Below are 11,284 nucleotides of genomic sequence, written 5' to 3'. Positions count from 1 at the left end.
CGCTTAAACTCAGGAGTAAATATTCTTCCGCTCATAGAATCACCTCTCTGGTTAATAACGTTATAACCTCTGAGTGTGTCCTAATCTATTAAACCACTACAACTGTGGCATCCTTCGCTACACCTGCTTCGGTTGCAATTTCCTGCCAGGTGTCGTCGAGCGTCACTGCTTTGGCATCGCTGAGACGGGCCTGAATGTCAGTGGACGGCAGATAGTTACCTGCATCGTCAATCACATCGGCCAGCGCGCGAAGGGTGATAAGGCGCTGCTGCAATGCCTGCTTGCGCTCGTCTTCAGCCTGCTCCCATTCGGTAAGCGGGCGGCGCGTTTCATCGCGGATGGCATCGCACTCGGTCACGAAGCGACGCAGTTCTGCTTCGACTTCCTTTGGCAGCTCCTTCAGGCGCTTCAGGTAGTCACGGCCCGGCTTTTCAATAGCTGTCTTGCTGCGAGACACCTGTGCCGCCAGAGATGCCACACGGGCGCGGCCCTTGGGTGTGCTCAAGTCAGGCACTTCTTTCACTGAGTCGCGAATCTGATCCAGGTAAGAATCAAGGCCGTTGGGCACATACAGCGTGGGCGCCTGTTCCGGCTTAATTTCCAGTACGGCTAAATCCGTTGTTTCACTCATTTCCTTCTCCTACGGGCAAAAAAATGCCCGCACGGCGGCGGGCTAATGGATGATTTGAGAGGATAAAACTGAAAGCAGCTCTGCGATAAAGCTGCTTACGCTTCTACCTCAATAGCAAATCCGGTTGGATCGGGCTAAATTGGTAGCCCGTCTTTGTCGTAATATCCACCACCATCGCTGGCGCCGAAATCCATGTCGGATATATCGACTTCAATCTCATCGTTTTCTCGTGCCATGAACTGCTTGTACTGACCGGTTCTCTGCTCCTGCTTAACTGCTTTGCATGATTTCGAACAGAACTTTCCCCAGCCACGATTAATGTCGGCCGGACGGGCATCGAATTCCTTTTTGCAGCGTTTGTTGGCGCAAATAACCTTCACCATGCTCACCTCAAATAAGTGGAATCGACTTGCCGCGCATCTTCTGGCGGGCGTTGGTGATCTGCCCGTATGGGTTCTCAACCTTCCTGTATTCAGGCTTCTCACGTGTCACAGCTTCCGGAACGGGCTTGCTGCGCATCTTCATTTTGTAGTCGGTACAGCTCACTGCTTTCAGCACCCGGTCCGTGCAACCGGTAACTGATGTGTTGCGTTCAGCTGCACGTTTCGCCCTGCGGCGATTTCTGGCGTTATCAGAGGCCAGAATGGTCATTACGATTGTCATGTGTACCTCCGGTAATTGGCTTAGGTGATTGGATGGCTGGGGCTGAGAATCCCAGCTTCGGTAGCGAGAATCGAACTCGCCTCTACCCACTTTAAGGGCCACTTCACCAGATCGTGTTTACCGTCACGTTCGCTACACCGGGCCTAGGAACCCCGTCACACTCACGCTTAGCGCATCAGCCTGCGCACTCATCCAATCCCAAAGCCAACTGCACTTTGAGCCACACTCTCGCAGTGGCCGCGCCCATGCCTTTGGGTCCGTAATCCCGGTTCGTCTCAGCTCCCCGTTAGCTCTAACCGGTGCGCGACTGGCATTCACGCTGCGATACCGGTGCCCCTTTATTTAATTACCCTCACCAGGTGCAAAGCTGGCTCTCTACAAGGAGACTCGGGGCAGCATCATTACTGCTGCATTGCCTTTCGGCTGCGGTCTAACCGCGTTAGTGCACCATTTGGCACCTCCTGTTTGGTTAAACTTCAGTACCCGCATTTCGGCGGATACAAACCCCATCAATGTTAAAGAGCGTCGGCATCATGCCGGTTGTTGCGGTGCTTCCTGCTGATGGGATGAATATTATGCGCATCACGCATATGCGTCAAGCGCATATTGAAGTTTGTGGGTACAAATGGGATGGGTTTTGAATTATGCGTTTGAAACAGAAAGGGAATTATTTTTTGCGATATATGCAGCGGGCACAAAAAAGCCCGCATAAAGCGGGCTCATTCGAGAGAGGGGAGTTAACCGTGACGGCGATACTGCTGCGACTGACTTAGCATCACCCGCCCAGCCACATGAAGCATATCCATTTCTTCTTCAGATATGCTCCATTCGCGGTAGCGAGGATTGTCAGAGATGACTATTAGCTCTGTCTTAACTTTCTGTAGGCGCTTAACAAACATATCGCCATTGAAGTCGAACACGTAGATCCCGTCGCCATCGAAATTAGACACGGCGACATCAACAAAGATTAAATCACCAGGTTCAATGGTTCCTTCCATGCTGTCGCCGCGAACGTTAATGAGCTTCACTGATGACTCCGGTCGGTTACCGAAAATGACCCTCGCCTGATCGGGAACATATTCAATAGACTTTATGACTTCAACAACGTCCTTTGATGGCGAGCCATCACCGGCGCTTGCTGAAACATCAAGAACATCAATCCTGTACACATCATCTCTCCCCTTTTTAATTATTGAGCTAACACTGTATGTATCTACAGTATCATTAGCGTCACTAGAAGAGAATAGCTCAGATACAGGAACAGAAAGCGCTTCGGCAATTTTTTGCACCATCGCTTCACTGTAACCCTGTTTACCTCGCTCAAGGCGCGACAGGTTGCCTACGTCGCTATCCACGCGCAACGCAAGCTCGCTCAGGGTCATCTTATTCGCTTTGCGAATCTGTTTAATTTTGTCGCCTATTTTCATGGCGTTTATTCAACCTTTTTTATGCGTGACACGCAAAGCGCCTTGCGCATATTTATTGATTCGCATAATATGCGTGTAGCGCATTTAGGAGGTGCATCATGTCAACACCATTACGGAAAATGCGTGTAGAGAAAAAGCTGACAATTGCTGAGGTAGCCATCGCCACTCAACTTGACGTTGGAAACCTAAGCCGTATCGAACGAGGAATTCAGGTTCCATCACTCGAAACAGCAGAGAAATTGTCTCGGTTCTTCAAAGGGGAGATCACCGAGATGCAGATTCTTTACCCGCAGCGATACATGAAGTCGGCCGACACCGCGGCTTAAACAACACCGCTCTTTAAAACTCTGAAGCCGCTCCCGCCGAAATGCAGGAGCAAACTCAAGTGACATGCTCACTGCATTGTCACATAACTACCTAATCACAAAGGAATGATGTCACATGGAAAATGCAACTCAAAGCAAGAACGCGCGCCGCATAGAGTCGGTGCTGCTGAACAAGTTGGCTTCGATTAGCCAGAAGACATTCGCTGAGAAGCTGGGCATCGCGGAATACAAAGTCAGCCGCATGAAGAAGGATTTTTTCCGCCAGATGAGTATGGCAATCGACATCCTGGAATACGGGATCGCAGACGATGACGCGGCGCAGTTAGCCAAGGCTGTTGCGAGAGAGGTCGCCCTGATTTTGGGCAAAGAAAAAGCCCCGAGCTGCGCGAACAGCTTCGAGGCCTAGTGGCAAATCAGTGTGGACTAATCACCGGAGAAAATTATGCCAGGAATAACTGGATATGTAAACAGTGAAGGGGGCGGCGATGGCACTTGCTGAACTCCTTGACTTCAATGCAGCTCGCAAACACAGGAGCAACCGGATGGAAAACCAGAAAAATGGTTACATCCCGTTGTACCGTAGCATTCTTAAAAAGCCGTGGGCCAAAGATGTTTATCTCAGGACGCTCTGGGATAACCTGCTTTTTGCTGCCCAGAGACAGCCATACACAGCCCGATTTAAGGGGCATGAGTGGCAACTGAGTGCCGGACAATTGGTGACAACCGCAGCGGATTTGGGGCTGGGATTATGTGACCGAAATGGTCAGCCGGTAAGCAGGGATGCTGTTGTACGAATGCTCAAGGTTTTCGAGCGAGAAGGCATGATTTCCATGGATGGGGAGAAGCAAAAAGGGACCGTGATAACCATCACAAATTATGCTGAATACGCTCAAAAATTAGACAATTCACCCGCACATACAGCCGCACATATACCCGCACATGGCGAAGCCAGTAATGGCGCGGCTTTGCGGGGTGGTGCCGCACATAAGCCCGCACAAACACCCGCACAACATGAACAAGAATATATAAACAAGAATATAAATAATACGTCTGAGAATTCTCACGAATCCTCTGACGCCCCCCCTGATAAGCCTTCTGTCATTCGTCCTGATGCAGCCATTCAAACGCCCAAAGGTGACAAGTGGGGAACCGCTGACGACCTCAAGGCAGCCGAATGGATGTTTGAAAAGGTGCAGGGCGTTTCGCCAACGGCGCAGAAACCTAACTGGCCCGCCTGGGCGAATGACATTCGCCTGATGCGCAACGTATTGCAGATCACCCATATCGAGCTGTGCAGAGTTTTCCTGTGGGCCAACAAAGACCGGTTCTGGCAGACCAACGTCATGAGCCCCTCAAAGCTCAGGGCACAGTGGGACACGCTTACCGCGCAGATGAATCAACCTGAACGCAACCGGCCTAACCAGACTGAGCAGCAACCAGCTGTTCACTGGAACAGCCAAGAAGCATGGGAGAGTTTCATATGAGACAACTCGTAGCAGCAGTGCACCATCGTGATGGCGCCGCATTAGCCCGCATGGCCGGTGATGCGCCACAGTCTCCGGATCGCCGCCTGCACCACGAAATCGAAAAGCTGATGAACGAGTTTTTCGAGGGGCTGAAGCAGGTATTTCCGGCATCGGTCAGCACCGCCTGGCGAAATGCGGGCGACGAAGCCGCAGCCAAACGCCAGTGGATTGCCGCCTTTGCCGAAAACGGCATTCACAACCGCCAGCAACTGGCCGCCGGTATGCGACAGGCGCGCGCCAGCGGATCACCGTTCCTGCCGTCACCCGGTCAGTTCATCGCCTGGTGCAAGCAGAGCACGTTTGCGGCTGCTGGCCTGCCAGACGAAGACACTCTGTATTCGCTGGTTATGACCTACTGCGCCAAGCGCGGTGACTACAACACGGCAGAAGATTACCCGTGGGGGAGTAATGCCGAATACTGGATGGTTACCGGTCTTCGCAGCATGATGCGCGCAGGAAACCTGACCGAAGCCGAATTGCGCGTTAAGTGCCGTTCCGAGCTGCGCAAGATGTCCCAGCGCATCGAGGCGGGCGAAGTCATCCCCGAGCCGCGCAAGCAGCTACTGCATCTCTCCGTCCCATCAACCACCGAGAAGGCACTGGAAGGTGTCGCACTTCTCCGCGCCACCATGAAGCGAGGAAAATCATGAGCGAAGGGAACCGCATCCGTTTCGAGCGTCTGTACCGCAGCGTGCACGGCGACAAGCACGACATGAGCCGAACCTATCTTGGTTACGAGGACGCCGCAGTAGACCGCGCGTTTTTCTTCTGGCTGGAAGGCAGGGAGGGAGCATGAAACGAATATTTAAACGAGTGATAAAAAGGCTGTTCCGACGCCCCATGGAAACGGAATGCGAAGCTGCTTTCGCGAGAATTTCCCGGATTGGTAATCACATCCCAAGAAATGAGTTTGACCGCTGGCTTTTCGAATCAGCCTGGGAAGCTGCGATTAACGCTGCGGGAGAGCGGGCGTTTCTACAGTCATACGAAGCGACGAAAGAAGGCCTCGACATGTCATTGAAGGGTAGCGCGATACACATCCTGACATCGGCACTGGCAGGTCAGTTCGAAGGTTCAGGAGCAACCAATTATCTCGAGGTAAAAGCTCACCACACCAAGCTGGGCCCATTCCTGATCAACATGCAGCGGCTTAATGGAAAAACTCCTGCCCAACTGAGGGCTGAAGCTGAGGGGCAGCGAGATTCTATGAAATCAGTGCTCGTCGACTTGCTACAGGATTTAGACGATCGCGCAGTTGATGTCACGCCAAATCCCGGCCAGACGCTGCTGATGGAACGTGCACGAAATGTATTGGCAGAGGTGCAATCATGAATTCCATCCTGACCGACATTCAGCAGCAAACCCTCGATCACATCCGCGCATACACCATTGAGAACGGTCGAACGCCAACCTACGGCGAGATAGCTGATCACTTTGGCTGGGCCACCAACAACGCCTATTGCCACGTTGACGCACTGGTAAAAAAGGGCGCCATCATCCGCGACAGAGGCAAAAGCCGCGGCATTCGCCTGGCAGATGCTGGCGTCGTCGATCTGCCTGATGTTAACGACGGCGAATACTGGTTTGAAGGTGTGTTCAATCATCAGCGCTACCAGCGCGATGCGGTGAAAGCCATTCAGGCGGCGGGCATGAAAGTTAAGGGGATCGCATGACACAGATAATTCACGGACTGACCCGCGAGCAGTTGATCAAGCGCGTATTCAGTGACGCCCGACAGAGACCAGGGCAAGTCGTCAGAACGAAAAAGGAGTCCAATGATGATTCACTATCACGGCGGACCAATAACGCCTGACACCTGCGCCATCAAAGCATGGAAAGGGCGGCACGCGTGCATCTCTTTCGCCAACCCGGGGCAAATCAATCTTGCTGCCGAATACTGCCAGTCGTTTTTTCTTGATAACGGAGCGTATCCAGAATGGAATCGTGCCGCAAAAGGCAAGAGTAAGTTCAAAGGCTGGGAGTCGTATTATGAATGGGCCAAGAAATGGTTGAATCACCCTGGATGTGATTTCGCCATCATTCCCGACGTCATCAATGGTGGCGAGTCAGAAAATGATGCGCTTATTGAAGAATGGCCACACAGTAAATTTCGCGGTGTACCGGTATGGCACATGAACGAAAGCGACGAGCGATTCATTCGACTATGCAACAAGTATCCGCGTGTGGCGATCGGGAGTTGTGGCGAGTATGACGTTAAGCGGCCAAATATCGCCGTGGCGCGCATGAAAGACCTGATTCGTCATGTCACCGATGATTACGGGCAGCCCATCACCAAGCTTCACGGCCTGCGCATGCTGAACCCGCTCATCTTCACCAAGTTGCCACTGGCGAGCGCTGACAGCACAAACGTAGCCAGAAACATCGGCATCGACAAAGCCTGGTCTGGTGCCTACGCACCGGCATCAAAAGAGACTCGCGCCGCGCTGATGGTGGAACGCATTGAGTCGCATAACAGCCCCGGCTCGCTCGACTATTGCCAAGAACGAGACCGGTTCAACATGCAGCTTCAGTTGGCGGTATAGGAGCGAAACGTGAACAACGTAATCCCCCTCAGACCTGACCCACTCCGCAATCTCTACGAACTAATCGACAGCATCCACGACACCAACCCCCCACCAGAGACGAAGCGCATCGCTGATGAGGCTTTGGCATTGGTGCAGAAAATGATTGAGGCACGAAATGGAGATACCGAAAGAGGGCCTGCGGCTTCATAGAGGTAATTTCAACGCCATCGGGCAAGAGCTTCAACCGCTGCTCGAATCCGGCGAATGCTACCGGCTTACCCTCAAGCCCTGGAAAGAAAAACGCAGCCTTTCACAAAATTCACTTCTGCACATGTGGCTCGGCGAAATCAGCAGCTACTTGATTAAATCCGGCCGCACCGACGCAACGCCCGAATGGGTAAAGCGCAACCTCAAGCGCACTTACCTTGGCTGCGAAGAAATCACTTACACCGACTTCGTCACCGGCGAGAAGGTCACCACCTACGAACCACGGCACACATCCAGCCTCGATACCGGAGATATGCATTTCTTCCTGAATCAGATTGAACAGTGGTGCGCACAATTCGGCCTGGCGCTGACTATCCCGCACGACAGCGATTATCAAAAACTGAAGGAAAAACAGAATGCCTAAGAAATACACGCTATGGACGCGGCAGGAAACTGAACTCCTTAGCCACGATTACTCAGATCTACCTAACGACTTGATAGCAGCCATGCTCGGAAAAACCCGACATGGCATTGAAGCAAAAGCGCGGTCTATGGGCCTGAAGAAGTCGCCAGCGTTCCTCAGTCAGATGAGAAACCTGACTATCCAGAAAACTGACGGCAGCATGACCGCAAGACAAGCCATTGAGGATCATCTGAGTGATGTTCGCCGCGCCACCTCAAATCAGATTCACAGCCATGTAGAAAGCTTGGGCTTTTCACGCAACGCCTCTCAACTGGCGCTGTTGAGGCTTGTCAACGATGGCATTGTACGCCGCAGCGGGGAACACAAAAGCTTTGAGTGCTGGCTGTCAGAGGATGATCCGGAAGGTCTGGTGTTTAACGCAGGCACATCTGGTAATCGCATATTTGAACAGTGCCGGGCTACGTGTCGGATTCTGCAGGTAGACCGCCTTCTGGCGCAGGTGAGAGCCGTATGAACGCACACATCACCACAATACCCGAGCTTCTTATCCAGACGAGAGGCAATCAATCGGCGGTCGGTCGAATGGTTGGTTTAGATCGGCGAAGCGTTAAGAAATATGCGCGAGATTTTGAAGCCAAATCACACGCAATCATCAACGGCGTGCTGATGGTTTCACAAGGCAACCGCGGACAAAAAAGGAAAGCCGATGCGCCAGACCTGGTTCACTCATGATCCCGTGAACACCGACACCGCAAACGAACTTCTCGCCCGCTACGCCGCCCGCAAAATCCAGACCAGAAAGACACTCGCTGCAGATCCCCGCCTATGGCTGGTAAGCGCGCTGTTGCCCGAAGGAAATTATCAACCTCGCAGAGACCACACCTATGAGCAGAAATGCTGGCAGTAAGCGTTGCTGCAGTTGCAAGACCGTTCTCACCAGCGAGGACAAATATCGATTTGGGGTGAGATGTGAAACCTGCAAAGAAGACGCCTGGTACTACGAACATTTCGACTACGTCCCGATCCACGCCATCTGGCGATACGCCAAATATCAACTGCGTTGGTTGCGGTGCGCCACTGCCGCCGGAGTGGGTATATGCCTGCGACCGCTGCTGCGCCGGCTGGATGCAAGACGACAACTTCAGAATGCACGGAGAGAACGATAATGACTGAATTGAAAGTAGGCTGCATGGCATTAGTGATTAAGTCCACAGACCCGCAGCAGGTAGGAAAGGTTGTGACTCTCCTTCAATTGGTATCACCCGGCGACTTCTTCCACAACGGGAAAAGATATGTATCCAAAGCCAATGGACCAGTATGGCTATGCGAAAAGCCAGAGGCTTACGTGACGCACTACCCATGGCAATTAATGCCCATCGACGGAGATGACTTTCAGCGCGAGGACGAGCGACAGAAGGAGCTAAGCGATGCCTGATGCACGGAAGATACCCAAAGCGCGCAACTGCCGAATATGCAAAAAGCGCTTTAAGCCTCTCACGCTCTACCAGTGGTGGTGCTGCGATGAACATCAGGACGAATTGATTAAGCAGTTATCGGTAGAGGTCAAACAGAAGCGAATACAGCAGCAGGAGCAAGCCAGGAAGAAAGAAGCACAGCAAGAGAAGCGCCACACCAAGATCCGCAAGTTAGCCTTACAGCCCCTCAGTCACTTCCATAAACAAGCACAATCCGCTTTCAACGAATACATCCGCACCCGTGACGCAGAAGCACCATGCATCAGTTGTGGGCGTTTTCATGAAGGGAAATATGACGCAGGCCACTACCGCACCCGCGGCGCATCACCGGCCACACGTTACGACGAAACCAACTGCCATAAGCAGTGCGTTCCCTGTAATCAGCACCTATCCGGAAACATCGAAAACTACACGCCCAACCTGATCAAGAAAATCGGGCAGGAAGCTTTCGATCGCCTCATGGGGCCGCATCCGGTTAGCAAGTGGACGCGGGAAGAGTTACAGGAACTGGCGGCGAATTACCGGCAGAAGACACGCGAGCTGATCAAACAAAGGAGCGAAGCAGCATGACCTGGCTAAATAAATTACTCCGCCGTTTCCGACCAATCACACCAACCATCCAGCCAACACACGTTCAGTCGTGGGACGCCCAGCCAAAGCGGAGGAAGAAATAATGCGCGGTGACCAGATATATCTCCTGCCATTCGTAAACCGCCAGGCGGATTTAAGGCGCGTATGGACGAAGGGCAAAAAGACAATCACGCCATCACAGCGGGTGTGGGTGCGGTACCTGATGATGCTGTGGGGAAAACACCTGGGCGGGGATGATTACTATGGCGGGTGCGGAAGCGTTATCGGCAACCTGATGATCCGTGAAAGGCAATGGAGCCAGCAGCGGGCAGATCAAATCATCGAAGTCGTTACCAAGCTGCATGAGCAGGGTTATCGCGGTGACGAACTCTTTAAGCGATCACGTGAAATGGTACTTCCCGACTCAACAACCAGCAATCTCATCGCTCTCGCCAAAGAATCCGATGACGCAGCTTTCGTTGAGCGGGTATTCAGTAAAACAATCTGTCGCGGCAGTCCAATTCGCGATGTGGGTATTATGCGTTATGACGAGCGCAAGAGTGTGCAAGAAATAGCGCGGGAGATATCCCGTCGAACCTTCTGCGATGTTCAGTACGCCCGTAAGCGCGTCGTATGGTGTGAAGAAATACTCGAGGAGGAGATGTTCTTCGCCATTCAGCGCGAACTTGAAGCCGAAAAGGAGCTAATTGCAGCGTAATTGCAAAAAGTGAATAGGAGTTGTTGCAAACGGGAAATTTACCTGGTAGATTCCTGCTATACTCGCGGTAGTATTGAGTGAGTGTCGAATAAGTTCCTATCACGCTGTGATAATTAAAAAGCGCCACGGTTACCAGCCGAAGGCGCTTTTTTGTTGCCCAAATTCTGGCAGCCTGCTGGAATGCCCTGATGCGCTGGATGTATTCACGAGATCGGGAGCTAACGCCGCTGATGGGTTATGAGGACTCGCGCTGGACGGGTCGGAAGCTGCGGTATCCAGCTAAAGACATTTGAAGCTAAGAGAAGTGGGCGTAAAAGGCAGATTTTGAGTTTCTTATACAAGCGCCATTTGAATTAAGAATAAATAAATCTTGCTTAATATTTCCATGCATGCGACTAATAGGTTGTCGGTTTGAAACGCAGACCAGATAAAGCGGTTTAGTAAAGCAGTCCTCATTTCAAGTGTTGTCTACAGATAATTCTTCCTCTTGAGTCTTCTTGTCGTTAGTAATCTCTTTCTGCGAAGCAAGCTTTTTAGCCTAAGGGCTCAAGAATATAGGAATTTTTTCATGTCTACTAAAATGACTGGTTTAGTAAAGTGGTTTAATGAAGGTAAAGGCTTTGGTTTCATCACTCCATCGGATGGAAGCAAAGATTTATTTGTTCATTTCTCGTCAATTCAGACCAATGGATTCAAGACGTTAACGGAAGGCCAGCAGGTCGAATTTACGATTGAAAATGGATCTAAAGGTCCTGCTGCATCGAATGTAGTAGGACTTTAATATTATTTTGA

Annotated in this window: 19 protein-coding genes and 1 pseudogene; 16 read left to right on the top strand and 4 right to left on the bottom strand. The window is 51.8% G+C overall.

Translation table 11 applies throughout. From position 1 onward, the window contains the following. Window positions 1-100 precede the first annotated feature (100 nt). From ACPUC8_RS21910 to ACPUC8_RS21895, 4 genes and pseudogenes are all read right to left on the bottom strand, one after another. Window positions 101-631: pseudogene (locus ACPUC8_RS21910) on the bottom strand (hypothetical protein); the annotation flags it as partial. 134 nt (window positions 632-765) lie between these two features. Next, window positions 766-1,014 carry a hypothetical protein gene (locus tag ACPUC8_RS21905; RefSeq protein WP_494927337.1) on the bottom strand — a complete coding sequence of 83 codons (249 nt, stop codon included), beginning with the start codon at window positions 1,012-1,014 and terminating at the stop codon, window positions 766-768. Window positions 1,015-1,021: 7 nt separating this feature from the next. Next, window positions 1,022-1,294: a hypothetical protein gene (locus ACPUC8_RS21900; RefSeq protein ID WP_494927336.1), complete on the bottom strand. Its 273-nt coding sequence runs from the start codon at window positions 1,292-1,294 to the stop codon at window positions 1,022-1,024. Between the two features lie 737 nt (window positions 1,295-2,031). Continuing rightward, window positions 2,032-2,721 carry an XRE family transcriptional regulator gene (locus tag ACPUC8_RS21895; protein WP_494927335.1) on the bottom strand — a complete coding sequence of 230 codons (690 nt, stop codon included), beginning with the start codon at window positions 2,719-2,721 and terminating at the stop codon, window positions 2,032-2,034. Window positions 2,722-2,819: 98 nt separating this feature from the next. On the opposite strand from ACPUC8_RS21895, the gene ACPUC8_RS21890 reads away from it, so the two are divergent. From ACPUC8_RS21890 to cspE, 16 genes are all read left to right on the top strand, one after another. Further along, a complete protein-coding gene (locus ACPUC8_RS21890) occupies window positions 2,820-3,047 on the top strand; it encodes a helix-turn-helix domain-containing protein (RefSeq protein WP_494927334.1) in 228 nt (75 codons plus the stop codon). A gap of 115 nt (window positions 3,048-3,162) precedes the next feature. Further along, a complete protein-coding gene (locus ACPUC8_RS21885) occupies window positions 3,163-3,453 on the top strand; it encodes a CII family transcriptional regulator (protein ID WP_494927333.1) in 291 nt (96 codons plus the stop codon). Between the two features lie 136 nt (window positions 3,454-3,589). Continuing rightward, window positions 3,590-4,531: a phage replication protein O gene (locus ACPUC8_RS21880; protein WP_494927340.1), complete on the top strand. Its 942-nt coding sequence runs from the start codon at window positions 3,590-3,592 to the stop codon at window positions 4,529-4,531. Then, window positions 4,528-5,223 (top strand): replication protein P, encoded by a 696-nt coding sequence (locus tag ACPUC8_RS21875; RefSeq protein WP_494927332.1) that lies wholly within the window; start codon window positions 4,528-4,530, stop codon window positions 5,221-5,223. The genes ACPUC8_RS21880 and ACPUC8_RS21875 overlap by 4 nt, the downstream gene beginning before the upstream one ends. Continuing rightward, entirely contained in the window at window positions 5,220-5,369 is a 150-nt protein-coding gene (locus ACPUC8_RS21870; protein ID WP_185749246.1) for a hypothetical protein, read from the top strand. The genes ACPUC8_RS21875 and ACPUC8_RS21870 overlap by 4 nt, the downstream gene beginning before the upstream one ends. Further along, window positions 5,366-5,905 (top strand): hypothetical protein, encoded by a 540-nt coding sequence (locus tag ACPUC8_RS21865; RefSeq protein WP_494927331.1) that lies wholly within the window; start codon window positions 5,366-5,368, stop codon window positions 5,903-5,905. The genes ACPUC8_RS21870 and ACPUC8_RS21865 overlap by 4 nt, the downstream gene beginning before the upstream one ends. Next, a complete protein-coding gene (locus ACPUC8_RS21860) occupies window positions 5,902-6,246 on the top strand; it encodes a LexA family protein (RefSeq protein ID WP_494927330.1) in 345 nt (114 codons plus the stop codon). Before ACPUC8_RS21865 ends, ACPUC8_RS21860 begins: the two co-directional genes overlap by 4 nt. Before the next feature lie 105 nt (window positions 6,247-6,351). Continuing rightward, on the top strand, window positions 6,352-7,116 hold the full coding sequence (locus ACPUC8_RS21855; protein WP_494927339.1) for a hypothetical protein: 765 nt from the start codon (window positions 6,352-6,354) through the stop codon (window positions 7,114-7,116). A gap of 157 nt (window positions 7,117-7,273) precedes the next feature. Beyond that, a complete protein-coding gene (locus tag ACPUC8_RS21850; protein WP_494927329.1) occupies window positions 7,274-7,729 on the top strand; it encodes a YbcN family protein in 456 nt (151 codons plus the stop codon). Next, complete coding sequence (locus ACPUC8_RS21845; RefSeq protein ID WP_494927328.1) at window positions 7,722-8,243, top strand: hypothetical protein; 522 nt, start codon at window positions 7,722-7,724, stop codon at window positions 8,241-8,243. The genes ACPUC8_RS21850 and ACPUC8_RS21845 overlap by 8 nt, the downstream gene beginning before the upstream one ends. Then, window positions 8,240-8,461 (top strand): protein ninH, encoded by a 222-nt coding sequence (locus ACPUC8_RS21840; RefSeq protein ID WP_494927327.1) that lies wholly within the window; start codon window positions 8,240-8,242, stop codon window positions 8,459-8,461. Before ACPUC8_RS21845 ends, ACPUC8_RS21840 begins: the two co-directional genes overlap by 4 nt. Then, a complete protein-coding gene (locus tag ACPUC8_RS21835) occupies window positions 8,436-8,636 on the top strand; it encodes a hypothetical protein (RefSeq protein WP_494927326.1) in 201 nt (66 codons plus the stop codon). Before ACPUC8_RS21840 ends, ACPUC8_RS21835 begins: the two co-directional genes overlap by 26 nt. A gap of 258 nt (window positions 8,637-8,894) precedes the next feature. Further along, window positions 8,895-9,164 (top strand): hypothetical protein, encoded by a 270-nt coding sequence (locus tag ACPUC8_RS21830; RefSeq protein WP_494927325.1) that lies wholly within the window; start codon window positions 8,895-8,897, stop codon window positions 9,162-9,164. After that, window positions 9,157-9,774: a recombination protein NinG gene (locus tag ACPUC8_RS21825; protein ID WP_494927324.1), complete on the top strand. Its 618-nt coding sequence runs from the start codon at window positions 9,157-9,159 to the stop codon at window positions 9,772-9,774. Before ACPUC8_RS21830 ends, ACPUC8_RS21825 begins: the two co-directional genes overlap by 8 nt. A gap of 103 nt (window positions 9,775-9,877) precedes the next feature. Further along, on the top strand, window positions 9,878-10,492 hold the full coding sequence (locus ACPUC8_RS21820; RefSeq protein WP_494927323.1) for a hypothetical protein: 615 nt from the start codon (window positions 9,878-9,880) through the stop codon (window positions 10,490-10,492). A gap of 568 nt (window positions 10,493-11,060) precedes the next feature. Beyond that, complete coding sequence (gene cspE, locus ACPUC8_RS21815; protein ID WP_494927322.1) at window positions 11,061-11,273, top strand: transcription antiterminator/RNA stability regulator CspE; 213 nt, start codon at window positions 11,061-11,063, stop codon at window positions 11,271-11,273. Window positions 11,274-11,284 lie beyond the last annotated feature (11 nt).

This window comes from Pantoea sp. CFCC18177 (genome assembly GCF_059412425.1).
Note: the sequence above shows the minus strand (reverse complement) of the source record. Positions and strands in the feature narration are given on the sequence as shown.